At 63.4% G+C, this 25089-nt stretch carries 27 protein-coding genes and 1 riboswitch; of the genes, 22 read left to right on the forward strand and 5 right to left on the reverse strand.

Features of this window, described 5'->3' with window-relative positions; all coding sequences use genetic code 11:
- The first annotated feature begins 56 nt into the window (after positions 1 to 56).
- Both mazG and ACNQP3_RS06175 read left to right on the forward strand, forming a co-directional pair.
- Positions 57 to 890, forward strand: a complete 834-nt coding sequence (mazG, locus tag ACNQP3_RS06170; RefSeq protein WP_012270941.1) for a nucleoside triphosphate pyrophosphohydrolase — start codon at positions 57 to 59, stop codon at positions 888 to 890.
- Positions 891 to 916: 26 nt separating this feature from the next.
- Positions 917 to 1456 carry a DUF2058 domain-containing protein gene (locus ACNQP3_RS06175; protein ID WP_012270942.1) on the forward strand — a complete coding sequence of 180 codons (540 nt, stop codon included), beginning with the start codon at positions 917 to 919 and terminating at the stop codon, positions 1454 to 1456.
- Positions 1457 to 1502: 46 nt separating this feature from the next.
- On the opposite strand, the gene ACNQP3_RS06180 is transcribed toward ACNQP3_RS06175, so the two are convergent.
- The 4 genes from ACNQP3_RS06180 to purM form a co-directional block, all read right to left on the reverse strand.
- Complete coding sequence (locus tag ACNQP3_RS06180; protein WP_012270943.1) at positions 1503 to 1685, reverse strand: hypothetical protein; 183 nt, start codon at positions 1683 to 1685, stop codon at positions 1503 to 1505.
- A gap of 199 nt (positions 1686 to 1884) precedes the next feature.
- Positions 1885 to 2595 carry a DUF3108 domain-containing protein gene (locus ACNQP3_RS06185; RefSeq protein WP_012270944.1) on the reverse strand — a complete coding sequence of 237 codons (711 nt, stop codon included), beginning with the start codon at positions 2593 to 2595 and terminating at the stop codon, positions 1885 to 1887.
- A gap of 8 nt (positions 2596 to 2603) precedes the next feature.
- Positions 2604 to 3257, reverse strand: a complete 654-nt coding sequence (gene purN / locus ACNQP3_RS06190; protein WP_012270945.1) for a phosphoribosylglycinamide formyltransferase — start codon at positions 3255 to 3257, stop codon at positions 2604 to 2606.
- On the reverse strand, positions 3257 to 4315 hold the full coding sequence (gene purM / locus ACNQP3_RS06195; protein ID WP_003252437.1) for a phosphoribosylformylglycinamidine cyclo-ligase: 1059 nt from the start codon (positions 4313 to 4315) through the stop codon (positions 3257 to 3259). The genes purN and purM overlap by 1 nt, the downstream gene beginning before the upstream one ends.
- A gap of 255 nt (positions 4316 to 4570) precedes the next feature.
- Here purM and ACNQP3_RS06200 point away from each other — a divergent pair, with 255 nt between their 5' ends.
- The 6 genes from ACNQP3_RS06200 (at position 4571) to ACNQP3_RS06225 (ending at position 11780) form a co-directional block, all read left to right on the forward strand.
- Positions 4571 to 5638, forward strand: a complete 1068-nt coding sequence (locus ACNQP3_RS06200; protein ID WP_012270946.1) for a DUF2066 domain-containing protein — start codon at positions 4571 to 4573, stop codon at positions 5636 to 5638.
- A 12-nt stretch (positions 5639 to 5650) separates the two neighbouring features.
- Positions 5651 to 6724, forward strand: coding sequence for an AI-2E family transporter (locus ACNQP3_RS06205; RefSeq protein ID WP_012270947.1), 1074 nt, complete (start codon positions 5651 to 5653; stop codon positions 6722 to 6724).
- A 181-nt stretch (positions 6725 to 6905) separates the two neighbouring features.
- The gene (gene hda, locus ACNQP3_RS06210) at positions 6906 to 7613 is read left to right on the forward strand and encodes a DnaA regulatory inactivator Hda (protein WP_012270948.1); all 708 of its coding nucleotides are present in this window, start codon (positions 6906 to 6908) and stop codon (positions 7611 to 7613) included.
- Between the two features lie 127 nt (positions 7614 to 7740).
- Complete coding sequence (locus ACNQP3_RS06215) at positions 7741 to 8385, forward strand: C40 family peptidase (RefSeq protein WP_012270949.1); 645 nt, start codon at positions 7741 to 7743, stop codon at positions 8383 to 8385.
- A gap of 139 nt (positions 8386 to 8524) precedes the next feature.
- Entirely contained in the window at positions 8525 to 9058 is a 534-nt protein-coding gene (locus tag ACNQP3_RS06220; protein WP_012270950.1) for a C40 family peptidase, read from the forward strand.
- A gap of 175 nt (positions 9059 to 9233) precedes the next feature.
- The gene (locus ACNQP3_RS06225) at positions 9234 to 11780 is read left to right on the forward strand and encodes a dermonecrotic toxin domain-containing protein (protein ID WP_012270951.1); all 2547 of its coding nucleotides are present in this window, start codon (positions 9234 to 9236) and stop codon (positions 11778 to 11780) included.
- An 11-nt stretch (positions 11781 to 11791) separates the two neighbouring features.
- Here ACNQP3_RS06225 and ACNQP3_RS06230 read toward each other — a convergent pair whose 3' ends face one another.
- Positions 11792 to 13156, reverse strand: coding sequence for a PQQ-dependent sugar dehydrogenase (locus ACNQP3_RS06230; RefSeq protein WP_012270952.1), 1365 nt, complete (start codon positions 13154 to 13156; stop codon positions 11792 to 11794).
- Positions 13157 to 13391: 235 nt separating this feature from the next.
- Positions 13392 to 13614, forward strand: a riboswitch (cobalamin riboswitch).
- A gap of 118 nt (positions 13615 to 13732) precedes the next feature.
- On the opposite strand from ACNQP3_RS06230, the gene cobO reads away from it, so the two are divergent.
- The 14 genes from cobO (at position 13733) to ACNQP3_RS06300 (ending at position 24944) form a co-directional block, all read left to right on the forward strand.
- Positions 13733 to 14344, forward strand: coding sequence for a cob(I)yrinic acid a,c-diamide adenosyltransferase (gene cobO, locus ACNQP3_RS06235; protein ID WP_012270953.1), 612 nt, complete (start codon positions 13733 to 13735; stop codon positions 14342 to 14344).
- Positions 14341 to 15636, forward strand: a complete 1296-nt coding sequence (locus ACNQP3_RS06240; protein WP_012270954.1) for a cobyrinate a,c-diamide synthase — start codon at positions 14341 to 14343, stop codon at positions 15634 to 15636. Before cobO ends, ACNQP3_RS06240 begins: the two co-directional genes overlap by 4 nt.
- Positions 15633 to 16283, forward strand: a complete 651-nt coding sequence (gene bluB / locus ACNQP3_RS06245; protein ID WP_012270955.1) for a 5,6-dimethylbenzimidazole synthase — start codon at positions 15633 to 15635, stop codon at positions 16281 to 16283. Before ACNQP3_RS06240 ends, bluB begins: the two co-directional genes overlap by 4 nt.
- Entirely contained in the window at positions 16280 to 17188 is a 909-nt protein-coding gene (cbiB, locus tag ACNQP3_RS06250; protein ID WP_012270956.1) for an adenosylcobinamide-phosphate synthase CbiB, read from the forward strand. The genes bluB and cbiB overlap by 4 nt, the downstream gene beginning before the upstream one ends.
- Complete coding sequence (gene cobD / locus ACNQP3_RS06255; protein ID WP_012270957.1) at positions 17181 to 18173, forward strand: threonine-phosphate decarboxylase CobD; 993 nt, start codon at positions 17181 to 17183, stop codon at positions 18171 to 18173. Before cbiB ends, cobD begins: the two co-directional genes overlap by 8 nt.
- Positions 18170 to 19624, forward strand: a complete 1455-nt coding sequence (locus ACNQP3_RS06260; RefSeq protein ID WP_012270958.1) for a cobyric acid synthase — start codon at positions 18170 to 18172, stop codon at positions 19622 to 19624. The genes cobD and ACNQP3_RS06260 overlap by 4 nt, the downstream gene beginning before the upstream one ends.
- A gap of 1 nt (position 19625) precedes the next feature.
- Positions 19626 to 20147 carry a bifunctional adenosylcobinamide kinase/adenosylcobinamide-phosphate guanylyltransferase gene (cobU, locus tag ACNQP3_RS06265; RefSeq protein ID WP_012270959.1) on the forward strand — a complete coding sequence of 174 codons (522 nt, stop codon included), beginning with the start codon at positions 19626 to 19628 and terminating at the stop codon, positions 20145 to 20147.
- On the forward strand, positions 20144 to 21199 hold the full coding sequence (gene cobT / locus ACNQP3_RS06270) for a nicotinate-nucleotide--dimethylbenzimidazole phosphoribosyltransferase (protein ID WP_012270960.1): 1056 nt from the start codon (positions 20144 to 20146) through the stop codon (positions 21197 to 21199). The genes cobU and cobT overlap by 4 nt, the downstream gene beginning before the upstream one ends.
- Positions 21196 to 21762, forward strand: a complete 567-nt coding sequence (gene cobC, locus ACNQP3_RS06275; RefSeq protein ID WP_012270961.1) for an alpha-ribazole phosphatase family protein — start codon at positions 21196 to 21198, stop codon at positions 21760 to 21762. The genes cobT and cobC overlap by 4 nt, the downstream gene beginning before the upstream one ends.
- Before the next feature lies 1 nt (position 21763).
- Positions 21764 to 22486 (forward strand): adenosylcobinamide-GDP ribazoletransferase, encoded by a 723-nt coding sequence (locus ACNQP3_RS06280; RefSeq protein ID WP_012270962.1) that lies wholly within the window; start codon positions 21764 to 21766, stop codon positions 22484 to 22486.
- Positions 22487 to 22555: 69 nt separating this feature from the next.
- Positions 22556 to 22960, forward strand: coding sequence for a MarR family winged helix-turn-helix transcriptional regulator (locus ACNQP3_RS06285; protein ID WP_012270963.1), 405 nt, complete (start codon positions 22556 to 22558; stop codon positions 22958 to 22960).
- Positions 22961 to 23024: 64 nt separating this feature from the next.
- The gene (locus ACNQP3_RS06290; protein ID WP_413470053.1) at positions 23025 to 24227 is read left to right on the forward strand and encodes an MFS transporter; all 1203 of its coding nucleotides are present in this window, start codon (positions 23025 to 23027) and stop codon (positions 24225 to 24227) included.
- Positions 24224 to 24346: a hypothetical protein gene (locus ACNQP3_RS06295; protein ID WP_012270965.1), complete on the forward strand. Its 123-nt coding sequence runs from the start codon at positions 24224 to 24226 to the stop codon at positions 24344 to 24346. Before ACNQP3_RS06290 ends, ACNQP3_RS06295 begins: the two co-directional genes overlap by 4 nt.
- Positions 24347 to 24392: 46 nt before the next feature.
- Positions 24393 to 24944: a glutathione peroxidase gene (locus ACNQP3_RS06300; protein WP_012270966.1), complete on the forward strand. Its 552-nt coding sequence runs from the start codon at positions 24393 to 24395 to the stop codon at positions 24942 to 24944.
- Positions 24945 to 25089 lie beyond the last annotated feature (145 nt).

Genomic DNA, 25089 nt, shown 5'->3' on the forward strand with positions numbered 1-25089 from the left:
GTCGCCTGCTTCGCGGGTTCGCCCGCGAAGAAGCCACCGCCGAAGGACCTGTTTACATGACCTACACCCTCGAAGACCTGCTGCACCTCATGGCCCGTCTGCGCGACCCGCAGTACGGCTGCCCATGGGACCTGAAGCAGAACTACGCGAGTATTGTCCCGCACACCATCGAAGAAGCCTACGAGGTCGCTGACACCATCGAGCGGGGCGATTTCGAGCACCTGCAAGGTGAGCTGGGCGACTTGCTGTTCCAGGTGGTCTATTACAGCCAGCTGGCCCGGGAGGAGGGGCGTTTTGAGTTCGCGGGCGTGGTCGACAGCATCACCCGCAAGCTCATCCGCCGCCACCCGCATGTATTCCCCACCGGCGAGCTGTACGCGCCGGTGGATACCCCCAGCTTGAGCGAGGCCCAGGTCAAGTCGCGTTGGGAAGAAATCAAGGCCGAAGAGCGCGCGGAAAAAGCCCAGCCCGAACAGCTGTCGCTGCTCGACGACGTGCCGGCAGCCTTGCCGGCGCTGTCGCGGGCAGCCAAACTGCAAAAACGCGCGGCCACGGTCGGTTTCGATTGGCCGGCGGCATTGCCGGTGCTGGACAAAGTCCGTGAAGAGCTGGATGAGGTGCTGCAGGCCATGGCTGATGGCGATGCCGATGCCCTGGAAGATGAAGTGGGTGACTTGCTGTTCGCCGCGGTCAACCTGGCTCGCCACCTCAAGCACGACCCGGAAAACGCCCTGCGCCGCGCCAATCGCAAGTTCGAGCGACGCTTCCGTTTTATCGAACAGGCATTGCGCGACAGTGGCCGCCCCATTGAAGATTGTAACCTTGACGAGCTGGACGCCCTTTGGGGTGAGGCCAAACGTCAGGAAAAGAACCTGCCCAGCTGCGGCTGAGCTGTTGCATAAGTGAGTGAACATTCATGAGCCTTTCCCTTCGCGACCAATTGCTCAAAGCCGGTCTGGTCAACCAGAAACAGGTCTCGCAGACCAACAAAGCTGAAAAGAAACAGAAGCGCATGGAGCACAAAGGCCAGGTCGAAGTCGACGACAGCCAGCAGCGCATAGCCAAGGAAGCCATGGCCGAAAAGGTCAAGCGCGACCAGGAGCTGAATCGCCAGCAGCAGGAAAAGGCCGAGCAGAAGGCCCGTGCCGCGCAGGTCAAGCAACTGATCGAAGCCACCCGCCTGCCCAAGCTGAACACTGAGGACTACTACAACTTCGTCGACGACAAGAAGGTCAAGCGTATTGCGGTCAACGCCTTGATGCGAACCAAGCTGAGCAACGGCGCGCTTGCCGTGGTCGCCCATGCCGGCGGTTACGAGATCATTCCTCGTGAGGCGGCGGTGAAAATCCAGGAGCGCGACCCAAGCCGTATCCTGTTGCTCAATACCCATGTCGAGGAAGCGGACGAAGATGACCCGTACGCGGCCTACAAGATCCCTGATGATCTGATGTGGTAAAAACGAAAAACCCCGCCTTGGCGGGGTTTTCCATTTGAAGACTGGGTCATTGCGTGGTGCGCTGGTTTTCCAGGTCTTCCAGCTCTACACGGTATTGGTGTGCTTCATGCTCATTATGGAACATGCCCACCAGCTGGCCTTGTTGGTGCACATCCCAGATCCGCACGCCAGCGGCCAGGCCTTCGTGGGACATTTTCGATTCGTCGCGTTCGGTTACTTGGACAGTCATCGGTAAACTCCACTTCTTCAGATGGCTGCGACAGTGTGTCGCACACCCTCTTTATAGAGTTTGTTAGCAGGCTAAGTAAATAAAACGGGCATGAAACAAGTTTCATGAAAGCCAGAGCGCTCCCACAAGGGTTGCTTTCGGCCGGGCATGAAAAAGCCCCGCACTGGGCGGGGCTTCGGGTACAGCAGGCGGCGCTGGCTCAGTTACCCTTCACCGACTTGCCATCCACCGTGCCATCTTGCAGCACGATCACATATTCCTTGCCATCGGTTTCTACCTGGCGCAGTTGCACCAGCAGGTAGTCCCAGTTCTTGGCGAACCACAGCTCGGTGATGCGCTTGCTCTGGCTTGGATCACGCACACGCTCGACCTTGACCGCATCGACCTGGCCGGTCTTGGTTGTGACCTTTTCGGTGCCCAGCACGCGGAAGTCGTAGGTGTCGATCTCGTCACCGTCAACCACCTGGTAAGTCATGCTCTTCTTGCCGGCGGCCACGTCATGCTGCAGGGCCAGCTGGTAGGACGACTTGTCCAGCACGCCGCGGTTCAGCGGCAGGCTCACGGCATCGCCACGGTCGCTGCCGGTGACCTTCTTGGCGCTCCAGTCGAAGTTCAGGTCGACCTTCTTGGCCTTGCCCAGGCCGCCGCGCTCGAAGTGATACTTCTGCGGCAGTAGGGTGTCGTTTTCCAGGCGCAGGGTGCTTTGCTCGGTCAGGCTGGCGATCATCATGGAGGCCTTGAAATTAAGGTCCCAGGTACCGTTGGCATTTTTGACCAGGCTGCGCTCGGCGGTACCGCTCATGGGCAGCTGCTTCCAGTCGGCGGTGTAGCTGGCCGAGAAGGGCTTCAGATCAGCTGCCTGGAGGGGCAGGGCGAGCACGGCGAGAGCCAAGAGCAGGGCGCGACGCATAAATTCTCCTAGGATCGAATCAAGTGACCGCTGGCCGCCAGTGGCTGGCCGTCCAGTAATGCGCCCTGTTCGCCAAGACGCAAGCGCCCTTCAGCGAACCAGCGCACCGCCAGCGGGTAGATCAGGTGTTCCTGACGGTGTACCCGTTGGGCCAGGCTTTCGACGGTGTCGTCAGACGCCACCGGTACCACAGCCTGTACGACCAGTGGGCCGCCATCGAGTTCCTCAGTCACGAAGTGTACGCTGCAGCCATGCTCGGCGTCGCCTGCTTCCAGCGCCCGGCGGTGGGTATGCAGGCCCTTGTACTTGGGCAGCAACGACGGGTGGATGTTGAGCAGGCGGCCCTGATAGTGGCGCACGAAGCCGCCGCTGAGGATGCGCATGAAGCCGGCCAGCACCACCAGGTCCGGCGCAAAGCCGTCGATGCGCGCCATCAAGGCGGCATCGAAAGCTTCACGGCCGTCGAACTGGGTGTGGTCAAGCACGGCACCTTCGATGCCCGCTGCCGTGGCGCGTTGCAGGCCGTAGGCATCGGCGCGGTTGGAAACCACCGCACGGATGCGCACCGGGCTGTCCTGGCCTTGGCAGCTGTCGATCAGGGCTTGCAGGTTGCTGCCGGAGCCCGACAGCAGTACCACTACATTGCAGGTCTTGCTCGGCATCAGTGTGCCTTGAGGTTCTGCAGCTCGACCTGGGCGGCGCCTTCGGCGGCTTCGGCGATGTGGCCGATCACCCATGGCTGTTCACCGGCGGCGCGCAGTTCGTTCAGGGCCGCTTCGACCTGGTCCTGGGCGACGCAGATGACCATGCCCACGCCGCAGTTCAGCACACGGTGCATTTCGTGCTCGTCGACGTTGCCTTTTTCCTGCAGGAAGTCGAATACCGCAGGGCGCTGCCAGCTGGCCACGTCAACCACGGCCTGGGCGTTTTTCGGCAGCACGCGCGGGATGTTGTCCAACAGGCCGCCACCGGTGATGTGGGCCATGGCCTTGACTGCGCCAGTGTTCTTGATCAGTTGCAGCAGCGGCTTGACGTAGATGCGGGTCGGCGCCATCAGCAGGTCGGTCAGCGGCTTGCCGTCCAGCTGGGTGTTTTCGATGTCGGTAGCCGACACTTCGAGGATCTTGCGGATCAGCGAGTAGCCGTTGGAGTGCGGGCCCGAGGACGGCAGAGCGATCAGTGCGTCGCCAGTGGCAACCTTGGAGCCATCGATGATTTCGGCCTTTTCCACCACGCCGACGCAGAAACCGGCCAGGTCGTAGTCTTCGCCTTCGTACATGCCAGGCATTTCGGCGGTTTCACCACCGACCAGCGAGCAGCCGGCCAGTTCGCAACCGGCGCCAATGCCGGTGACCACGGTGGCAGCCACGTCAACGTTCAGCTTGCCAGTGGCGTAGTAGTCCAGGAAGAACAGCGGCTCGGCGCCGCATACCACCAGGTCGTTGACGCACATGGCGACCAGGTCCTGGCCAATGCTGTCGTGCTTGTTCAGGTTCAATGCCAGGCGCAGCTTGGTGCCGACGCCGTCGGTGCCGGAGACCAGCACCGGCTGCTTGTAGCCAGCCGGGATCTCGCAAAGGGCGCCGAAGCCACCCAGGCCACCCATGACTTCAGGGCGTGCGGTGCGTTTTGCCACGCCCTTGATGCGTTCGACCAGTGCTTCGCCGGCGTCGATGTCTACACCGGCGTCCTTGTAGCTCAGGGAGGGTTGCTTGCTCATTGATCCAGGCCTTTAGGAGGGAGGGATTCTTAAAAACGACCATGACGGCCAAGGCCGGCGGGTAAGCGGCGGCTGCCTGAAACGTCAGTGGTCTGTGAAGGCGCGCGATTTTATCAGGGTTGCCGGGCAGCGGCCATCCTCAGGCCGACGGGCAGGGCGGTAAATTGTTGAAAAAGGGCCGAGGGTGGTTGATGCGGTTGCATGTGTATAAGCTGCAAGTAGCGAGCTTCATGCTCGACTGGACAGGAATCCTCCATGCGTTTGTTCAATATTCTGGCAGCCGGTTGCCTGGCGCTGATCTCGGCCACAGCCGTGGCTGAAAATGTCTCAGGCCTTTATCAGGTACGCGAGCCGGTGACCGGGCAGGGTGCCGAAGCCCGTACAGCAGCCACCGTCAACGCCCTCGACACGCTGGTGCTACGCCTGACCGGCGATCCAAAGGCCGTACAAAGCCCGGCATTGGCCGAGCTGCGTAAGGACCCACAGCAAATCATCAATCAAGTGGGCAGCGAAGCCGGCCCGCCCGAGTCGGTGGTGGTCGAGTTCGACCCCGGCAGCACCGAGCGTGCTTTGCGCAAGGCTGGCCTGGCCCTGTGGGGCAGTAACCGGCCCTCGATCCTGGGGTGGTGGCTGAACGACAGCGTCGAAGGCAGCAACCTGGTCGGTGATGGCCAGGCGACTGCCCAGCCCCTGCGTCGCGCCGCCCAGCACCGTGGCCTGCCGTTGCGCTTGCCGCTGGGCGACCTGCAGGAGCAACTGGTCGCCAATGCCAAGCAGATCGAAGGCAGCGATCCGGCGCCGCTGCGCGAAGCCTCAGAACGCTATGGCGCCGATGCATTGCTGGCGGTACATGCCCAGGAGGCCGACGGCAAGTGGCAGGCTAAGTGGCGGCTGTGGCTGGGCGACCAGCGTGAGCAGGGGAGTGCCGAGGGCGCGGACCAGGCAGCTCTTGCCGATGCGGTGATGCTGGCGGTAAGCAGCCGCCTGGCGCCGCGCTACGTCACCCGGCCGGGCGCCAGCAGCCAAATGCAAGTGCAAGTGCAGGGCATGAACCTGCATCGCTACGCCGAGCTGGCCCGTGTACTGGAGCCGTATGGCCCTCGTTTGCAAATGGCCGAAGGCACTACCCTGACCTACGGGGTGACTGGCAATCGTGAGCAGCTGCGCGCCCAGCTTGGCCTGGCCAAGCTGCAGGAAATGCCGGCAGAGCAGGCGCCGGTAGTGCCTGCTACGCCAGCGCCAGCCGCCGATGCCGTCGCCGGGCAGCCCGCGCCCGCGCAGCCTGCGCCCAAGCCGTTCGACGGCCTGCGTTTTCGCTGGTAAGGGGAGCACACCGTGACCGACATGCGTCGCTGGATCTGGCTGGGTGCCGCCCTGCTTATCGCTGTGCTGCTTTATAGCCTGCACAATATTCTTACCCCGTTCCTGGTCGGCATTCTGCTGGCCTACCTGGCCGACCCTCTGGTCGATCGCCTCGAACGCCTGGGCCTGTCGCGCACTTGGGGCGTGGTGGTGGTGTTCGGCCTGTTCACCCTGGTGCTGCTGGCCTTGCTGCTGGTGCTGGTGCCGATGCTTGCCAAGCAGTTGGTGCGTCTGTACGAGTTGGCGCCGCAGATGCTCGACTGGCTCGAACAGGTGGCGCTGCCTTGGGCGCAGAGCCGTCTGGGCCTGGCCGATGGCTTCTGGAAGTTCGACAAGATCAAGGCCGCCATCGGTGCGCACATGGGCCAGACCACCGATATCGTTGGCATGTTGTTGTCCCACGCGACCGCTTCGAGCCTGGCGTTGATGGCCTGGCTGGCCAATATGGTGCTGATCCCGGTAGTGGGCTTCTATCTGCTGCGCGATTGGGACCTGATGATGGGCAAGCTGCGCGGCCTGCTGCCGCGCCAGCGTGAGCCGCAAGTGATGGGCCTGGCGGGCGAGTGTCATGAAGTGCTGGGGGCATTCGTGCGCGGGCAACTGATGGTAATGCTGGCCCTGGGCATCATCTATTCGGCCGGGCTTATGCTGGTGGGGCTCGAACTGGGCCTACTGATCGGCATGCTCGCCGGCCTTGCTGCCATCGTGCCGTACATGGGCTTCATCATTGGCATTGGTGCCGCGCTGGTGGCTGGCCTGTTCCAGTTCGGCGGCGACCTGTACCCGATGCTGGGCATCGTTGCGGTGTTCATGGTCGGGCAGGCGCTGGAGGGCATGGTGCTGACCCCGCTACTGGTGGGGGACCGCATTGGCCTGCACCCGGTAGCCGTTATCTTCGCCATCCTGGCCGGTGGTGAGCTGTTCGGCTTTACCGGGGTGCTGCTGGCCTTGCCGGTGGCGGCGGTGATCATGGTGTTGCTGCGGCATATGCATGACCTGTACAAGGAGTCGGACATGTACGCGGGAGATATCGATCCTGACTTGTAACGGTGGGGCTGCCGTGCTGCCCGCCCGGTACATGGCAGCCTCTGCAACGGTTGAAAGTAGTGCAACTTGTTGATTTTGCTTGCGCTATCTGCAGCCGAGATTGTGCGCCCCGCGTTGCAGGTATAGACTTTGCACATTGTTCACCAAAGGCCCCCTGCGGTCCTGTAGACCGCCCGCGAGCATGAAACCACCGATCCAGTTGCCCCTGGGTGTGCGCCTGCGCGATGACGCCACCTTCATCAACTACTATCCGGGCGCCAATGCTGCGGCATTGGGTTACGTCGAGCGGCTATGCGAAGCCGACGCCGGCTGGACCGAGAGCCTTATCTACCTGTGGGGCAAGCAGGGTGTTGGCCGTTCCCACCTGTTGCAGGCCGCCACTCATCGCTTCCAGCAACGGGGCGAACCCGCTGTCTACCTGCCACTGGCGCAACTGCTCGATCGTGGCGTAGGTTTGCTCGACTACCTGGCCCAATACGAACTGGTGTGCATCGACGATCTGCACGTGATCGCCGGCAAGGCTGACTGGGAAGAAGCCATGTTCCACCTGTTCAACCGCCTGCGCGACAGTGGCCGGCGCTTGCTGCTGGCTGCCTCGGCATCACCGCGTGAACTGCCGGTGAAGCTGCCGGACCTGAAGTCGCGGCTGACCCTGGCCCTGGTATTCCAGATGCGTGGCCTGTCCGACGAAGACAAGCTGCGGGCCCTGCAACTGCGTGCTTCGCGCCGTGGTCTGCACCTCACCGACGAAGTCGGTCACTTCATCCTCACCCGCGGTGCGCGCAGCATGAGTGCGCTGTTCGACCTGCTCGAACGCCTCGACCAGGCTTCGCTGCAGGCGCAACGCAAGCTCACCATCCCATTCCTGAAAGAAACCCTGGGCTGGTAACCCCTTGAAAACGCTGGGCCAGAGCGGCAAAACAAAAAAGTCACATCTTTTTCGATAAAATTTGCAAATGGCCATGATAGAGGGCATAGTTTCACCCTTCTAAAGGATTACAGACACGGTCGTGCCCATGCTGAAGCGCTTCGCACCCCTCGTGCCACTCGCACTCGTGACCCTGCTTTTTGGCTGCGCGGCCCAAGGCCCAGCGTCTCATTCAGAGCCTCAGGATCACACCCCGATCGCCGCACAATCGGCAATCAAGGCCAAAGCCTCGTCCTCGTCGGTATTCGGCGAGCCGGAGGAGCTGGCCACTGAAGATGACCTGGAGTCGTTCTCCAGCAGCAAGCCTTACCAGCTGCCAGTGCTGGCTGACAGCATTCTCGAGCGCGGCATGTCGCTGATCGGCACCCGCTACCGCTTCGGTGGTACCTCGGAAAAGTCCGGCTTCGACTGCAGTGGCTTCATCGGCTACCTGTTCCGCGAAGAGGCGGGCATGACCCTGCCGCGCTCCACGCGTGAAATGATCAACGTCGATGCCCCGAAAGTGGCCCGCAACAAGCTCAAGCCAGGTGACCTGCTGTTCTTCAGCACCAATGGCCGCGGTCGCGTAAGCCATGCTGGCATCTACTTGGGTGACAACCAGTTCATCCACTCCAGCAGCCGCCGCAGCGGCGGTGTGCGCATCGACAGCCTCGGTGACCGCTACTGGAGCAAGACCTTCATCGAAGCCAAGCGAGCCTTGGCCATGGCGCCGACCAACATCGCGCGCAACTGATGGCAAAATGATGTACCCTGCCGCGGCGGCGATGCTTTGAAAAAAGCTCGCCGCCGTGCGCATTTACAGAAAGCGTCTAATCTAAATTCTCAACTCTTTTCGGCTGCGGCGCAGCGGTCTCAGACAGGATGTTCTGGCCATGGTAAAGATGGCGCGCTTCGCATTTCTCTCCCTGGCGGCATTACTCGCTGCCTGCTCCAGCCGTGCGCCTGCGCCGGCCCCTGTGGTACAGCCGCAGGTCACCTACAGCCAACCCAACCCTTCGCCGATTGCCGATGACGTGTTGATTCGCGCCATTGGGCTGGTGGGTACGCCTTATCGTTGGGGTGGCAATACACCGGATTCCGGTTTCGACTGCAGCGGCCTGATCAAATATGTGTACCGTGATGCTGCCGGCATCAGCCTGCCGCGTTCCACGCGAGAAATGATCGTCATGCGCGCGCCGACGGTTGACGCCAAGTCGCTGCAGTCCGGTGATCTGGTGTTCTTCGCCACCAGTGGTGGCTCGCAGGTCAGCCATGCCGGCATTTATGTTGGGGAAGGGCGCTTCGTGCATGCCCCTTCCACCGGCGGTACCGTGCGCCTGGACTACCTGTCCAACAGCTACTGGGCCAAAGCCTACCTGCAGGCCAAGCGTGTGATCCCGCAAGGGCACCTCGCACAGAACCCCTGACAGCGCTTGGGGTGTGGCGTTGCAGGAGCCGCTGAGCGCGGTTCCTGCAGCGCAGGTTTTGTCCAGCCTTGCAGGTCTGGCCACCGCGTCACGCTTCGTGGCAGTGCACACCTACCGCTGATTCATGCCATGGCAAGACGATGATGCCTTCTTTGGGTGTCATCTGGAGTGGGTCATGAGCAAGATCGAAGAACAAACCCGTCATAGCCTTGAATTGGCTGATGCCGTGATCCCCTTGATCCGGCTGGTCGATGAAGTGCTGCACGCTTACCCTGATCCCTACCTGCTAGCGAGCAGGCACGCAGAGCAGATTGTGTTCAAACACACTGGCAAGCGTGTGGATCCGCGGTTCGTCTGGTGGCACCAGTTCAATACCGAGAGTTCCAGCAGCCGCAGTTTCACGGGGTGGCAGCACAGAGGGCCGCCACAGAAGTCGCTGGTGCTTACCGAGCTGGTAGTAGAGCGGTTCGATGACTACTTTCAGGATGCTGTAGATGAGCTGGACCTGCGCGGCGGCTTCTATTGGCAGGGGCCTCACGCGGCTTTTTACGACGAGCGTAATGAAGTCCGCATGCTGGGTAGCGCGGTGCAGCAGGACTTGTGGGCACTGGATTTCGCATCACTCTACCGCGGAGAGGTCGAGCGTTTTTGGGCGGCTCACGAGAAGAGTTTTCGAGTACTGGCCAAAGTCAACCTGCTGGGTGAAGGAAGGCTTGCGCTGACTTGCCAGCGGATCTCGCAGTCGGACTGGCGACATCTGTGCGCCATGGTAAGCGAGACGCTTTCGGGCGTAGAGCTGCCCACCCTGCAGAAGTTGCGTCAGGACAATGACGAGCCTCCGCTCACGGTCGTTCGCTACGTGTTTGGCGAGGGAGACAGGGGCTGCCTGTTCACCTTCCACGCACAGGGTGGAAGGGTATTGGCGTACTTGCCTTGGCACGCTGAGGCGCTCAGGGCATTCGATTCCGAGCTGGAAATGGTCCGCTGGCTTGTGACGCGATGGCAAACGCCGCAGGCATTGGACAGCTTTATCGCGCAAGGGCATGGCAACCGGCACGATGCCGCCAGGCAGCAGTTGATCAAGGTGCACCTAAAAGGCATCGCTGACAGCCGTTCGGATGAGGCGGCGTTGATCGCGCTCAAGCTGTTCGAGCGTCCGCTCAATGGCAACTTCTTCACCTGCATCATAGAGCAGGCGCTCGACGAGATGCGCCGTAATGCGCAACTGATGCGTGATAACACAAGTTTGCGCAAGGCAATGCTCAGCGGTTATCTGTCAGCATTCATCGGCGTCTTCGGCGGCTTCGTTCCTTTGGGGTGGCCGATATCCCTGATGTTGCTCGGGGCGGGTGTGGCGAAGGTCGCCCTGGATATTGATGAAGCCCTTAACGCGACAGACGCGCAATCGCGCATGAGTGCACTGCGTTCTGCAGTGCTCGACAGCGTGTTCGCAAGTTTCAACTTGTTGGATGTAACGACACAGCCAAGTCTGGGGAGTGTTTTGCGCCAGGCACCACCCCATGAAGTTGGTGTCGAGCTAGAGGTCTGGCAAGCCGATAGCAGTGCCACACGCTTAGTGGAGGGCGAGGAGACCAACGCGCTGGTGAGTGGTGAGTTGGGCGCGAGTGGACGCCTGCGTGGTGTTCGCATGACTGACGATGGCAAGTGCTGGATTACATTGAATGGTCTCACTTACCGGGTGCGATACAGTCATGAACTGGCCGTCTGGTTAGTGGTGCCCGTAAACAATCCCTATGCCTTCGTCCCGCTTAGGCCCGTGCGCTTGAACGCGGCGGGTGAGTGGGAGCTGCTGGGGCCTCCTCGGTTGCTGGGCGGCAGCCCTCCGGCGGTGGAAGGCATGCCAAGTGTTCCCTCGCCGTTCTGGGATACCTACACAGCCATTGATGACGCGTCGAGCACGCGGCTGGCCGAGCAGTCTCTACAGCGCCAGAAAGCATTGCTGGAGAAGTGGCCTGTCGCCGAGCTGCCTAATGGGCGGGCACCAGACCTGGACGAGCGTGGGCTGGATTGCGTCAAGGTTGATGGCTTGCCTCGCTATTCCTACCGCTACGGCCATGAGTACTTCAATTCGCTGGTCGAGTGGTACACCAGCAACGAGTCCACCGTGAACGATGTCATGCGCACCGGACGGTACCAGTACGGCGATGAAGACAGTTATATCAATGATCTGGCCGATAGCCTGGGGCGGCTACCCAAGAGCAACGAGGTCACGTTGTATCGCGGTGGGCACCGCTCGCGTGGTACCGGTGGCGAGTTCTATCGAAACGGCCATTTGCGGGTGGGTGATGTGCTGGTCAATACCGACCTGACTTCGTTCACCGAAAACCCGTACAAGGTTACCGAGTTCGCCTGCTTGCCCTTCGCCGGGGCGCCGGGCAGTTTGCCTGGGCTGTTCGACGACAGTTCGGTGGTGTTCGAGCTGGTGGCTGGGCGATATAGGGGGGCAACACCGATCAGCGCGTTTTCTATCTTCTGGCAGGAGGGTGAATCACTGATGCTACCGGGTAACTACTTGCGCATCGAGGGCCTGGAGCAGGTGTATGGTGAGCATTATCGCTTTATCAAGGTGACGTTGGCCCAAACCGGCAAGCCTGTTTCCGGCCCGGTGTATGACTTGCGTACGGGGCTACTGTTCGATGTGGCCGCTTATCGGGCGCAGTTCCGTACGCCTGCGCTGGCGCAACGTTTTTTCCCAGCCTGATATCGGGTTTGTCATTCGGGACTGCTGTTTGGCCTGGTTTGAGCAGCAGTGCCCTGGTTCAATCGGGCCCTGGCGGTCATGCTTACTCGCCAGACTACATTGCCGACATCGTCGGCCACCAGTACACCACTGCGGCCATCATTGATCACGCCCACCGGTCGCCCCATCGCATTGTCCTCTCTATCCAGAAACCCGGTCAGCAGGTCGATGGGGGGGGCTGCAGGTTTGCCTGAGTGGTCGAATGGCACGAATATCACCTTGTAGCCACTGTGTGGTTTGCGGTTCCACGAACCATGCTGGCCTATCAGTGCGCCTTGTTCAAAGGGTGCTGGCAGTACGCCAGGCTCTATGAATGCCAGCCCTAGCGATGCGGTGTGCGGGCCGACGGCATAATCCGGTGTCAGTGCCTGGGCTACCTTCTGCGGGGCCTGTGGCTGCACTCGCTCGTCTACGTGTTGCCCGTAGTAGCTGTAGGGCCAGCCATAGAAACCACCTTCTTTGACGGATGTGATGTAGTCCGGCACCAGATCGCTGCCGATTTCGTCCCGTTCGTTGACCGCCGTCCACAAGGCGCCGCTGCGAGGCTCCCAGGCCATTCCGTTGGGGTTGCGCAGGCCGGTGGCGAACAGCCGATGATTGCCGCTTGCCGGGTCCACTTCCCAGATCGCGGCACGCGACTGTTCTTTGTCCAGGCCGTTTTCACCCACATTGCTGTTCGAGCCAACCGTCACATAAAGCTTTTGGCCGTTGGGGCTAGCGATTACATTCTTGGTCCAGTGATGGTTCAGCGGCCCGCCGGGCAACTCGGTAACCAGGTAACCCTTTTCGGTGATCTGCATGGCGCCTGGTTCATAGTGAAAGCGCAGCAGCCTGTCGGTGTCGGCAACATATAGATTCTTGCCTACCAGCGTCATGCCGAAGGGGGAGTTGAGCCCCTCGATGAACGGGGTGCGGATTTCTGCCACACCATCATGGTCTGCATCGCGCAGCAGGGTGATGCGGTTGGCGCTGGGGGCGGTCGCACCGGCGCGCTTCATCGCCTTGCCCATGGCCCAGCCGCGAATACCCTTGCCATCTTCGGGCTTTGGGGGCGCGTTGGTTTCGGCTACCAGCACATCGCCGTTGGGCAGCAAGTAGAGCCAGCGTGGGTGGTCGAGGCCGCTGGCGAAAGCGGTGACCTGAGTGCCTGGTGCTGCGGTGGGCTTGCCGCCCTTTGGCCAGCCGACTGCGGGGGCGATGTTCACGGTGGGGATCAATGTCGTGACGGGGGCAGGCAACTCGGGTGTTGGCCCGCTGCCCTCGCTTACGTTCAACAGGGCCGTTTCGCCGCAGCCTGCCAGGCTGGCGGCGACTAACCAAGGCAACAGGCGGTTCATGGGCAGCGTCCTCTGAAGCAGGCCTATGGGATTGAGAGGGCGCGAGGGCGCGCAGGGTTCCGTCCCTTGGTCTTGCTCTTGCTTCGGCTTTTGCTTCAAAGCGCGCGATAGTCCAGGCGACGCAGATTGCGACTTCAGCGTTCAGCCTCCTGAAGTCGCGAAGATCAAGATAAAGATCAAGAGCATAAATAGCTGCAACACCCGCTTCGATTGACGCTCCCGGTGCAACCCTCTAACCTTCGCGCGTGTTTCAGGTGCCCTGCCAGCTTCGACTGGGCAGGGTGAAACTGGGAAGCCGGTGGGCGCCTGCATGGCGCGAATCCGGCGCTGCCCCCGCAACGGTAAGTGAGCAGAAGGCCGCGCAAGGCCACTGGATGCCAGCATCCGGGAAGGCGCGCAGGCCAGGGCCTAACGCCCACTCACAAGCCCGGAGACCGGCCTGTTACTGCCAACGGCATCACGGAGGGTGATGCGCGGTGCACCGTGGCGCCCTGCCATGGCCCCTGCGCGTTCTCCGTTTGCCTGCCTATTACCTGCCGCCGCGCGTTGCCGTGGTGCCAGCCAGCGGAGAACCCCATGAGCGAATCCACCGAACGCGACGAACGCCACCTGGCGCGCATGCAGCGCAAGAAGGCGGTCATCGACGAACGCATCGCCAATTCCCCCAACGAATGCGGCCTGCTGCTGGTGCTGACCGGCAACGGCAAAGGCAAGAGCAGCTCGGCCTTCGGCATGCTCGCACGCGCCCTGGGCCATGGCATGCAGTGCGGTGTGGTGCAGTTCATCAAAGGCCGCAACAGCACCGGCGAAGAACTGTTCTTCCGCCGCTTCCCCGAGCAAGTGCGCTACCACGTCATGGGCGAAGGCTTTACCTGGGAAACCCAGGACCGCCAGCGCGACATTGCTGCCGCTGAAGCCGCCTGGGCGGTGTCGCGCCAGTTGCTGCAAGACCCAAGTGTGCAGTTCGTGGTACTGGATGAGCTCAACATCGCCCTCAAGCATGGCTATCTCGACCTGGACCAGGTGCTGTCCGACATTCAGGCCCGCCCGCCGATGCAGCATGTGATCGTCACTGGCCGTGCGGCCAAGGATGAAATGATCGAACTGGCCGACACCGTGACCGAGATGGGCATGCTCAAGCACGCTTTCCAGGCCGGTATCCGCGCACAGAAGGGCGTCGAGCTGTGAGTCGATCGCGCCACTGCCCCGCCGTGCTGATCGCGGCACCAGCCTCTGGCCAGGGCAAGACCACTGTCACTGCTGCTCTGGCACGCTTGCACCGTAACCTCGGGCGTAAGGTGCGGGTGTTCAAGTGCGGGCCCGACTTTCTGGACCCGATGATTCTCGAGCGGGCCAGTGGCGCGCCGGTGTACCAGCTGGACCTGTGGATGATCGGTGCAGATGAAAGCCGTCGCCTGTTGTGGGACGCTGCCGGCGAGGCCGACCTGATCCTGATCGAAGGGGTGATGGGGCTGTTCGACGGCACCCCGTCCAGCGCCGACCTGGCCCGCCATTTCGGCGTACCGGTGCTGGCGGTGATCGACGGCACGGCCATGGCTCAGACATTCGGCGCCCTGGCTCTGGGCCTGGCGCGCTATCAGGCCGACCTGCCGTTCGCCGGCGTGCTGGCCAACCGGGTGGGCAGCCTGCGCCATGCGCAACTGCTGGAAGGCAGCCTGACCCAAGGGTTGCGCTGGTATGGCGGCTTGTCCCGCGAGCGTGGCATCGAGCTGCCTAGCCGCCACCTGGGGCTGGTGCAGGCCAGCGAGCTGAATGATCTGGAGGCCCGCCTGGATGCTGCTGCCGAGGCGCTGGGCGCCAGTTGCGACGCGGCTTTGCCGCCGCCGGTAACCTTTGCCGAGCCCGAACCGCAGGCCTGCTCTACCTCGTTGGCAGGTGTACGCATTGGTGTGGCGCGGGACGAGGCGTTTGCCTTCACCTATGGCGCCAACCTCGACCTGCTGCGCAACCTTGGCGCACAGCTGGCGTTTTTCTCGCCGCTGCACGACCGCGAGCTGCCACCGGTAGACAGCCTGTACCTGCCGGGCGGCTACCCCGAACTGCATCACCACGCATTGGCCGCAAACGCACCGATGTGCGCAGCGATTCGCGCCCATCATGCGCAGGGCAAGCCGTTGCTGGCCGAGTGCGGCGGCATGCTGTACCTGCTCGATGCCCTGACTGACGTGGCAGGCGAACGTGCCGAGCTGCTGGGGCTGCTGCCGGGTGAGGCGACCATGCAGAAGCGCCTGGCGGCCCTGGCGCTGCAGGCGGTGGAACTGCCGGAGGGTACCTTGCGCGGGCACACCTATCACCACTCGCTGACCAGCACTGCGCTGGAACCGATCGCTCGTGGCCTGAGCCCCAACGGCGGGCGGGGCAACGAAGCGGTGTATCGCCTGGGTCGGTTGACCGCTTCCTACGTGCACTTCTACTTCCCGTCCAACCCCGATGCGGCGGCGGCGCTGTTGCGGCCATGAGCGAACACGCTTACAGCGACGCTGAACGCGCCGCGATCTACCGGGCCATCGGTGAGCGCCGCGACATGCGCCATTTTGCCGGTGGCCAGGTGGCGCCGGAGCTGCTTGCCCGCTTGCTTGCCGCCGCGCACCAGGCGCCCAGTGTCGGGCTCATGCAGCCGTGGCGCTTCATCCGGATTACCCAGCGAGACCTGCGCAGCCGCATCCAGGCCTTGGTAGAAGCGGAGCGTGTACGCACGGCTGAGGCATTGGGCGAGCGAGCCGATGACTTCATGAAACTGAAGGTAGAAGGCATCAACGACTGTGCCGAGCTGCTGGTGGCAGCCTTGATGGACAACCGCGAGCCGCACATTTTCGGCCGCCGTACCCTGCCGGAAATGGACCTGGCCTCGCTGGCCTGTGCCATCCAGAACCTATGGCTGGCTGCGCGTGGCGAAGGACTGGGGATGGGCTGGGTGTCGCTGTTCGACCCGCTTGCGCTGGCAGCGTTGCTGGGCATGCCGGCCGGGGCCAAGCCCGTTGCGGTGTTGTGCCTGGGGCCGGTCACCGAGTTCTACCCGGTGCCCATGCTGGTGCAGGAAAACTGGGCCCAAGAGCGGCCCTTGAGTGAAATGCTTTACGAAAACCAATGGGGAGAGCGTCAATGAGCGTGGCCTTGCTGACCGTGGCTGGGGTTGCCCTGGACGCCTTGCTGGGCGAACCGCAGCGGCGCCACCCTTTGGTGGCCTTCGGCAATATGGCCAGTAACCTTGAGCGTCGCCTGAATGCCGGCGGACGTGGCTGGCGCAGCCACGGCGTAAGTGCTTGGTTTCTGGCGGTGGTGCCGCTGACGTTGGTGGCACTGGTGCTGTCGTGGCTGCCGTACATCGGCTGGCTGGTGGACGTGCTGGCGCTGTATTGCGCCGTGGGGCTGCGCAGCCTGGGCGAGCATGTACTGCCGGTGGCCAACGCCTTGCGCCAGGGCGACCTGGAAGAGGCGAGGCGCCGGGTCGGTTACCTGGTCAGCCGCGAAACCCGCGAACTGGACGAGCCGGCGGTAGCTCGAGCAGCCACCGAGTCAGTGCTGGAGAACGGCAGCGACGCGGTGTTCGCCGCGTTGTTCTGGTTTGTGGTGGCGGGTGCGCCGGGTGTGGTGCTGTACCGCTTGAGCAATACGCTGGATGCCATGTGGGGCTACCGCAATGAACGCTTCGAACGTTTTGGCTGGTGCGCGGCGCGCATCGACGATGTGCTCAACTATGTACCCGCAAGGCTGGTGGCGCTGACCTACGCGCTACTGGGCAAGACCCGCCTGGCCCTGGCCTGCTGGCGCAAGCAAGGCCCGCTGTGGGACAGCCCCAATGCCGGCCCGGTGATGGCTGCCGGTGCCGGTGCGTTGGGCGTGGAGTTGGGTGGCCCGGCGGTGTACCACGGCGAGCTGCATGAGCGCCCACGCCTGGGCGAGGGGCCGATGGCCGATGCCGACGCCATCGAACGCGGCTGGGGCCTGGTGCAGCGCGGTGTGTGGCTGTGGCTGCTGGTGATCTGCCTGGGGGCTTATATCAATGCTTGAACACGGTGGTCGCCTGCTGCGCGCGGTGCGGCAATACGGTATCGCCCGTGAGCAGTGGCTCGACTTGTCCAGTGGCATTGCGCCCTGGCCGTTCCCGATTCCGTCGATTCCCGTCGATGCCTGGGCCCGCCTGCCGGAGACCGAGGACGGCCTGGAAGACGCCGCGCGCGCGTTTTACGGCACCCGCCAGCTGCTGCCGGTAGCCGGCTCGCAGGCCGCGATCCAGGCCTTGCCGCTGCTGCGCACAGCGGGCCGGGTAGGCGTGCTGACGCCGTGCTATGCCGAGCACCCGTATGCCTGGCAACGGGCGGGCCACCAACTGCTTGAGCTGGATGAAGCGCAGGTCGAGGCGACGCTCGACAGCCTCGATGTGCTGGTGTTGGTCAACCCCAACAACCCGACCGGCCGCCGGGTATCGCGCGAACGCCTGCTGGCTTGGCATGCTCGCCTGGCTGCTCGTGGTGGCTGGCTGCTGGTCGACGAAGCCTTCATGGACAACACCCCGGCAGACAGCGTGGTGGATTGCGCCGAACGGCCGGGCCTGATCGTGCTGCGCTCGTTCGGCAAGTTCTTCGGCCTGGCCGGGGTGCGCCTGGGCTTTGTCGTGGCTGAGCACAGCCTGCTGCTACGCCTGGCCGAGTTGCTCGGCCCGTGGACCGTCAACGGCCCGACCCGGGTGCTGGCCCAGGCTAGCCTGGCTGACCAAGCCGCCCAGCGCCAGCAGACCGAGCGCTGTGCTGCCGCCAGCCAGCGGCTTGCGGCAATATTGTGCAGTGCCGGCCTGGTGCCCAGCGGTGGCTGCGACCTGTTCCAGTACGTGCGCAGCGAGCATGCGGCACAACTGCACGACTTTCTCGCCCGTCGCGGCATTCTGGTGCGCCTGTTCGAACAACCAGCGGCGGTGCGCCTGGGGCTGCCGGCTTGCGCGGCGGACGAACAGCGCCTGGCCCAGGCCCTGGCGGCTTATCAAAAGGAAACGGCATGACCACTCTCATGGTGCAAGGCACCACCTCCGATGCCGGCAAGAGCACGCTGGTGACCGCGCTGTGCCGCTGGCTGCTGCGCCAGGGTGTCGGTGTGGTGCCCTTCAAGCCGCAGAACATGGCGCTCAATAGCGCAGTGACCGCCGATGGCGGTGAAATCGGCCGTGCTCAAGCAGTGCAAGCTCAGGCTTGCCGGCTGGCACCCCATACCGACATGAACCCTGTATTGCTCAAGCCCAATAGCGATACCGGTGCCCAGGTGATCATTCATGGCCGCGCAGTCACCAGCATGAATGCAGTGGCCTACCACGACTACAAGGCCACGGCCATGCAGGCAGTGCTGGCATCGCACCAGCGCCTGAGCGCCGCGTACCCGGTGGTCATGGTCGAGGGCGCAGGCTCGCCGGCAGAGATCAACTTGCGTGCCGGCGACATCGCCAACATGGGTTTTGCCGAAGCGGTGGACTGCCCGGTGATCCTGGTCGCCGACATCAACCGTGGCGGTGTGTTCGCCCATCTTGTGGGCACGCTGGAATTGCTGTCGCCCAGTGAGCAGGCGCGGGTCAAAGGTTTTGTGATCAACCGCTTCCGTGGCGATATCGCCTTGCTGCAACCGGGGCTGGACTGGCTGGAGCAACGCACCGGCAAGCCGGTACTGGGCGTACTGCCCTACGTCACCGACCTGCATCTGGAAGCCGAAGACGGTATCGATGTGCGCCAGGGCGCCAAGCTCGCGCGTGTACTCAAGGTGATCGTGCCGGTACTGCCGCGCATCAGCAACCACACCGACTTCGACCCGCTGCGCCTGCACCCGCAGGTAGACCTGCAGTTCATCGGCCCAGGCCAGCCGATTCCGGCTGCCGACCTGATCATCCTGCCGGGCTCCAAGAGTGTGCGCGGTGACCTGGCACAGCTGCGCGAGCGCGGTTGGGACAAGGCCATCGAGCGGCACCTGCGCTATGGTGGCAAGCTGATCGGTATCTGCGGTGGCTTGCAGATGCTCGGGCGCCAAGTGCATGACCCACTGGGGCTGGAAGGGGCCGCCGGCTCAAGCCAGGGGCTCGGCTTGCTTGACTATGCCACGGTGCTTGAAGCCGAGAAGCAACTGCGCAACGTTGCCGGCACACTGAACCTTGAAGCTGCAGCGGTTGCCGGTTATGAAATTCATGCCGGGGTCACCTCGGGTCCAGCCCTTGAGCGACCTGCCGTGCAACTGGCCGATGGCCGCTGTGATGGCGCTGTCAGCGCGGATGGCCAGATCCTCGCCACCTACCTGCACGGTTTGTTCGAAGGCAGCCAGTCGTGTGCCGCGCTGCTGCGCTGGGCCGGGCTGGAGGATGTGCAGGCGATCGACTACGAAGCGTTGCGCGAACGCGACATCGAGCGCCTGGCCGACCTGGTGGAAAAGCACCTGGACACCGCGCTGCTGCGCCAACTGTGCGGGGTGGCCTGACATGCGCAACCTGATCCTCGGCGGCGCCCGGTCCGGCAAGAGCCGGCTGGCCGAACAGCTGGCCAGCGCCAGTGGCCTGCCAGTGACCTACATCGCCACCAGCCAACCGCTGGATGGTGAAATGAACGAACGCGTGTTGCTGCATCGCCAGCGCCGCCCCGATGACTGGGGGCTGATCGAAGAACCCCTGGCCTTGGCCGCGGTGCTGCGCGCCGAAGCGGCCGAAGGGCGATGCCTGCTGGTGGATTGCCTGACCCTGTGGTTGACCAACCTGCTGATGCTGGAAGACGACCAGCGCCTGGCCGAGGAGCGTGATGCCCTGCTGGCCTGCCTGGAGCAGTTGCCTGGCACCCTTGTCCTGGTCAGTAACGAAACCGGCCTGGGCGTCGTGCCCATGGGCGAGCTGACCCGGCGCTATGTCGACCTGGCCGGCTGGCTGCACCAAGCCGTGGCCGAACGCTGTCAGCGCGTGGTGCTGACGGTGGCCGGCCTGCCCCTAATGCTCAAAGGACCTGCACTATGACCCAAGCCTGGTGGCGTGACGCCTGCCATCCCCTCGACAACGATGCCATGGACCAGGCCCACGCCCGTCAGCAGCAACTGACCAAACCTGCCGGCTCACTCGGCCAGCTGGAGGGCTTGGCTATCCAGTTGGCAGGCCTGCAAGGGTGTGAGCGGCCGATCCTGGATCAGGTCGCAATTACCATTTTTGCCGGCGACCACGGGGTGGTCGAAGAAGGCATCTCGGCCTACCCGCAGGCGGTGACCGGGCAGATGCTGCGTAACTTCGTCGGCGGCGGTGCGGCGATCAGTGTACTGGCGCGGCAACTGCAAGCCAGCCTGGAAGTGGTCGACCTGGGCACCATCGACGCGCAGTTGGAGCTGCCCGGTGTGCGCCATCTGCGCCTGGGCGCCGGCACCGCCAACTTTGCCTGCCAGCCCGCGATGACCGAGAACCAGTTGCAAGCAGCCTTGCAGGCCGGCCGCGACAGCGCCCTGCGCGCCGCTGAACAGGGTGCTCAGCTGTTCATCGGTGGCGAGATGGGCATCGGCAACACCACGGCCGCCGCAGCCCTGGCCAGCGTCCTGCTGAGCTGCCCGGCGGCACAGCTGAGCGGCCCAGGCACTGGGCTGGACAATGCCGGCGTGCGGCACAAGGCCGAGGTCATCGAGCGGGCGCTGCGCCTGCACGGCCTGCGTGCTGAAAACCCGTTGCAGGCGCTGGGCTGTGTTGGCGGATTCGAGATAGCGGCGTTGGCTGGCGCCTACATCGGCTGCGCGCAGGCGGGTGTTGCGGTGCTGGTGGATGGTTTCATCTGCAGTGTCGCCGCGTTGGTGGCAGTGCATCTTAACCCGCAGTGCCGGGCCTGGCTGCTGTTCGCCCACCAGGGTGCCGAGCCTGGGCACAAGGCCTTGCTGGCTGCGCTGCAGGCCGAGCCGTTGCTGGCCCTGGGCCTGCGCCTGGGCGAGGGCAGTGGTGCTGCCCTGGCGGTGCCGCTGCTGCGCCTGGCCTGTGCGCTGCATGGGCAAATGGCGACCTTTGCCGAGGCCGCGGTGGCGGACCGCCCGGCATGATCCTCGACCTGCTGCGCCATGGTGAAACGGAACAGGGCGGCCTGCGCGGCAGCCTTGACGATGCCCTGACCGACAAGGGGTGGGCGCAAATGCGCAGTGCCGTGGCCGAGGCCGGCCCGTGGCAGGTTTTGGTCAGCTCGCCGCTGCAGCGCTGTGCGCGGTTCGCCGATGAGCTGGGCGCGCGGTTGAACGTGCCGGTGCAGCGTGAGCCTGCCCTGCAAGAGCTGCATTTCGGCGATTGGGAGGGGCGTAGCGCCGCGCAGATCATGGAGCACCAGGCCGACGCGCTTGGGCGGTTCTGGGCGGACCCTTACGCCTTCACACCGCCCAACGGCGAGCCGGTCGAGGCGTTTGCCGAACGGGTGCTGGCAGCTGTCGAGCGTTTGCACCTTCAACATGCCGGCAAGCGCGTGCTGTTGGTCACCCATGGCGGGGTAATGCGGTTGTTGCTGGCGCGTGCCCGGGGTTTGCCGAGGGAACAATTGCTGCAGGTCGAAGTCGGGCATGGCGCGTTGATGCGCCTGGTGCCGGGTGTTGACGGGCAGTTGGTCGAGGCCCGCTGAGATGCTGCCTTTCTTGATCGCCTTGCAGTTTCTCAGCAGCCTGCCGGTGAGCTTGCCGGGCATGCCGGCAGCGCGTGAGGTGGGGCGTTCGCTGCTGTACTACCCGCTGGTCGGGCTATTGTTCGGGCTGCTGTTGTGGTTGGCCAGCCATCTGCTGCAAGGTACACCGGCGCCGCTGCATGCGGCGTTGCTGCTGACAGCGTGGGTGCTGCTCAGTGGCGCCTTGCACCTGGATGGCCTGGCGGACAGCGCAGACGCCTGGTTGGGTGGCTTCGGCGACCGTGAACGCACCCTGCAGATCATGAAGGACCCGCGCAGCGGGCCGATTGCCGTGGTCACCCTGGTGCTGGTGCTGTTGTTGAAGTTTTGCGCCTTATGGGTGCTGGTCGAGCAGGGTGTCGGGGCGCAATTGCTGCTGGCGCCGTTGATCGGGCGAACGGCAATGTTGGGGTTGTTCCTTTGCACGCCGTATGTGCGCCCCGGTGGGTTGGGGCAGGCGCTGGCCGAACATCTGCCCCGGCGTGCTGCCGGGTGGGTGTTGCTGTGTTGTGCGCTTTTCTGCCTGCTCTTGGGCGGATGGGTAGTGCTGCTGGCGGTGGCGGTGTTTGCCTGGCTGCGACATCTGATGTACCGACGGCTGGGTGGGGCCACTGGGGATACTGCCGGCGCGCTGCTCGAGTTACTCGAATTGGCGGTGGTGCTGGGGTTGGCCTTGGGCCTCTGAAGTCTTTTCAGGCCTACGCAGATATGAAATTTCTTGCAACATCTAAGGTGCGGGTATATACACGTATCCATGCTGACCAGTGAATGCATCTGTACCCATCTGCGTCGTGCCGCCCGTGGGGTGAGCCGGCATTACGACGAGGCCCTCTCCGGCTTCGGGGTCAATGTTGCGCAGTTTTCCTTGCTGAGACACCTGCAACGGCTCGACCGCCCCAGTATCACCACCTTGGCCGAGGCCATGGGCCTGGAGCGCAGTACCCTAGGCCGCAACCTGCGGGTGCTGGAGGCGGAAGGGCTGGTGGCCCTGGCTGATGGCGACGACCAGCGTAACCGTGTGGTGCTGTTGACCGAGGCCGGTACGCAGCTGCTGCGTGCTGCGTATCCGGCCTGGGAACAAGCCCAGATCAAGCTGGTGGAGCGGTTGGGCGAAGGGCCGCGGGATGAACTGGTGCGTTTGCTGGACCAACTGGCGTGAATTGATACGACTATAAGCGGGTATATACCCGCAAAAACCTTGCGATGTGCTGGAGAAAACGACAATGACTTCGGTGTGGCGAACCAGCGGGTGGGTATTGGTGGGGGCGGCCTTGATCCTGGCGCTGTCCCTGGGTGTGCGGCACGGCTTTGGTTTGTTCCTGGCGCCGATGAGCGCCGATTTTGGTTGGGGGCGGGAGGTGTTCGCCTTTGCCATTGCCTTGCAGAACCTGGTCTGGGGGCTGGCGCAACCATTCGCCGGTGCCTTGGCCGACCGTATGGGCGCAGCGCGGGTGGTGATCATCGGTGGCATTCTCTACGCCATCGGCTTGGTCTTCATGGGCATGGCCGACTCCGCCTGGTCGTTGTCGCTCAGTGCCGGCTTGCTGATTGGCATCGGCCTGTCTGGCACATCGTTTTCGGTCATCCTCGGCGTGGTCGGGCGTGCCGTACCGGCAGAGAAGCGCAGCATGGCCATGGGCATTGCCAGCGCCGCCGGTTCGTTTGGCCAGTTCGCCATGCTGCCGGGCACCCTCGGCCTGATCCAGTGGCTGGGGTGGTCCGCAGCCTTGCTGGTGCTGGGCCTGATGGTGGCGTTTATCGTGCCCTTCGTCGGCCTGCTGCGCGACCGCCCGTTGCCCAGCCATGGTGCCGAGCAGACCCTGGGCCAGGCGCTGCGCGAAGCATGTTCCCATCCTGGGTTCTGGTTGCTGGCACTGGGCTTCTTCGTTTGCGGCTTCCAGGTGGTGTTCATCGGGGTGCACCTGCCGGCCTACCTGGTTGATCAGCACCTGGCTGCGACCACCGGTACCACGGTGCTGGCGTTGGTTGGCCTGTTCAATATCGTCGGAACCTTCACTGCTGGCTGGTTGGGCGGGCGCATGTCCAAGCCGCGCCTGCTGACCGGGCTGTACCTGCTGCGAGCGGTGGTGATCGTGCTATTCCTGTGGGCGCCGGTAAGCGAGTTCAGTGCTTACCTGTTCGGCATCGCCATGGGCCTGTTGTGGCTGTCCACGGTGCCGCTGACCAATGGCACCGTGGCCACGGTATTCGGGGTGCGTAACCTGTCCATGCTCGGCGGTATCGTGTTCTTGTTCCACCAGTTAGGTGCGTTCTTGGGCGGCTGGTTGGGTGGGGTGGTGTATGACCGCACCAGCAGCTACGACCTGGTTTGGCAGATTTCCATCCTGCTCAGCCTGCTGGCCGCAGCCCTCAACTGGCCGGTGCGCGAACGCCCGGTCGCCCGCCTGCAGGCCCAGGCCGCATGAACCGCTACCTGGCCCGTGGGCTGCTGGCCATCGCCGCCCTGCTGCTGCTGGCACTGGTGTGGTGGGGCTGGCATCAAGGTGGGATGGCGCTGATGCAACTGGGCATGAGTGTTTGTTAGGCGCTACCCTGCAAGCTCAAGGATTGTCATGCGGGAGAAACGAGTCATGCGTGCACATTGGTTGACGGTGCCGGTGCTGGCCCTGCTTGCCAGCACATCAAGCTGGGCTGCCGATTGCCCGGCATTGTTGCAGGGTAGCCTGCCAGAGTTGCGCGGCAAGGGGCAGGTCGAGCTGTGCGAGCGCTTTGCCGGCAAGCCGCTGGTGGTGGTGAACACCGCCAGCTATTGCGGTTTTGCCCCGCAATTCGAGGGGCTTGAGGCGACGTACAAGGAATATCACGGGCAGGGCCTGGAAATGCTGGGCGTGCCGTCCAATGACTTCAAGCAGGAAGACGCCGATAGCGAAAAGACCGCCAAGGTTTGCTATGCCAACTATGGCGTTACCTTCACCATGACCAAGACGCAAGCTGTGCGGGGCAAGGATGCGATACCGCTGTTTGCGGAGCTGGCCAGCCAGAGCAGTGCGCCGAAGTGGAATTTCTACAAGTATGTTGTCGATCGTAAGGGGAAGGTGATTGGTAACTTCTCCAGCCTGACCAAACCGGATGATCCTGCGTTCCGTGCAGCCATCGAAAAGGCCATCGCTTCACAGCCGTAGCTGAAGTGCGTGGTGGTTGGGTACATGACAACCTCCAAGATAGCGATGTAGGTATCGCTTCTTGGCGTCTGTTGTCACGGGGCAGGCCCACCAAAAAACGCTGCGCTCCCCTCATCCGGCCCAGCGCTTGACGGGCATCCATGCC

It is taken from the genome of Pseudomonas sp. LFS074, assembly GCF_047978165.1.
GTDB classification, from domain to species: Bacteria; Pseudomonadota; Gammaproteobacteria; order Pseudomonadales; family Pseudomonadaceae; genus Aquipseudomonas; species Aquipseudomonas putida_P.

What these genes read in the sequence shown, in the direction of transcription:
- mazG (WP_012270941.1), top strand. Translation starts at nt 57, where the DNA reads ATGACCTACACCCTCGAAGACCTGCTGCACCTCATGGCCCGTCTGCGC.
- ACNQP3_RS06185 (WP_012270944.1), bottom strand. Translation starts at nt 2,595, where the DNA reads ATGCGTCGCGCCCTGCTCTTGGCTCTCGCCGTGCTCGCCCTGCCCCTC.
- ACNQP3_RS06200 (WP_012270946.1), top strand. Translation starts at nt 4,571, where the DNA reads ATGCGTTTGTTCAATATTCTGGCAGCCGGTTGCCTGGCGCTGATCTCG.
- ACNQP3_RS06175 (WP_012270942.1), top strand. Translation starts at nt 917, where the DNA reads ATGAGCCTTTCCCTTCGCGACCAATTGCTCAAAGCCGGTCTGGTCAAC.
- cobC (WP_012270961.1), top strand. Translation starts at nt 21,196, where the DNA reads ATGATCCTCGACCTGCTGCGCCATGGTGAAACGGAACAGGGCGGCCTG.
- ACNQP3_RS06225 (WP_012270951.1), top strand. Translation starts at nt 9,234, where the DNA reads ATGAGCAAGATCGAAGAACAAACCCGTCATAGCCTTGAATTGGCTGAT.
- bluB (WP_012270955.1), top strand. Translation starts at nt 15,633, where the DNA reads ATGAGCGAACACGCTTACAGCGACGCTGAACGCGCCGCGATCTACCGG.
- cbiB (WP_012270956.1), top strand. Translation starts at nt 16,280, where the DNA reads ATGAGCGTGGCCTTGCTGACCGTGGCTGGGGTTGCCCTGGACGCCTTG.
- ACNQP3_RS06280 (WP_012270962.1), top strand. Translation starts at nt 21,764, where the DNA reads ATGCTGCCTTTCTTGATCGCCTTGCAGTTTCTCAGCAGCCTGCCGGTG.
- ACNQP3_RS06220 (WP_012270950.1), top strand. Translation starts at nt 8,525, where the DNA reads ATGGTAAAGATGGCGCGCTTCGCATTTCTCTCCCTGGCGGCATTACTC.
- cobD (WP_012270957.1), top strand. Translation starts at nt 17,181, where the DNA reads ATGCTTGAACACGGTGGTCGCCTGCTGCGCGCGGTGCGGCAATACGGT.
- ACNQP3_RS06290 (WP_413470053.1), top strand. Translation starts at nt 23,025, where the DNA reads ATGACTTCGGTGTGGCGAACCAGCGGGTGGGTATTGGTGGGGGCGGCC.
- ACNQP3_RS06300 (WP_012270966.1), top strand. Translation starts at nt 24,393, where the DNA reads ATGCGTGCACATTGGTTGACGGTGCCGGTGCTGGCCCTGCTTGCCAGC.
- hda (WP_012270948.1), top strand. Translation starts at nt 6,906, where the DNA reads ATGAAACCACCGATCCAGTTGCCCCTGGGTGTGCGCCTGCGCGATGAC.
- ACNQP3_RS06215 (WP_012270949.1), top strand. Translation starts at nt 7,741, where the DNA reads ATGCTGAAGCGCTTCGCACCCCTCGTGCCACTCGCACTCGTGACCCTG.
- cobO (WP_012270953.1), top strand. Translation starts at nt 13,733, where the DNA reads ATGAGCGAATCCACCGAACGCGACGAACGCCACCTGGCGCGCATGCAG.
- ACNQP3_RS06285 (WP_012270963.1), top strand. Translation starts at nt 22,556, where the DNA reads ATGCTGACCAGTGAATGCATCTGTACCCATCTGCGTCGTGCCGCCCGT.
- cobU (WP_012270959.1), top strand. Translation starts at nt 19,626, where the DNA reads ATGCGCAACCTGATCCTCGGCGGCGCCCGGTCCGGCAAGAGCCGGCTG.
- ACNQP3_RS06180 (WP_012270943.1), bottom strand. Translation starts at nt 1,685, where the DNA reads ATGACTGTCCAAGTAACCGAACGCGACGAATCGAAAATGTCCCACGAA.
- ACNQP3_RS06295 (WP_012270965.1), top strand. Translation starts at nt 24,224, where the DNA reads ATGAACCGCTACCTGGCCCGTGGGCTGCTGGCCATCGCCGCCCTGCTG.
- ACNQP3_RS06230 (WP_012270952.1), bottom strand. Translation starts at nt 13,156, where the DNA reads ATGAACCGCCTGTTGCCTTGGTTAGTCGCCGCCAGCCTGGCAGGCTGC.
- ACNQP3_RS06260 (WP_012270958.1), top strand. Translation starts at nt 18,170, where the DNA reads ATGACCACTCTCATGGTGCAAGGCACCACCTCCGATGCCGGCAAGAGC.
- purM (WP_003252437.1), bottom strand. Translation starts at nt 4,315, where the DNA reads ATGAGCAAGCAACCCTCCCTGAGCTACAAGGACGCCGGTGTAGACATC.
- cobT (WP_012270960.1), top strand. Translation starts at nt 20,144, where the DNA reads ATGACCCAAGCCTGGTGGCGTGACGCCTGCCATCCCCTCGACAACGAT.
- purN (WP_012270945.1), bottom strand. Translation starts at nt 3,257, where the DNA reads ATGCCGAGCAAGACCTGCAATGTAGTGGTACTGCTGTCGGGCTCCGGC.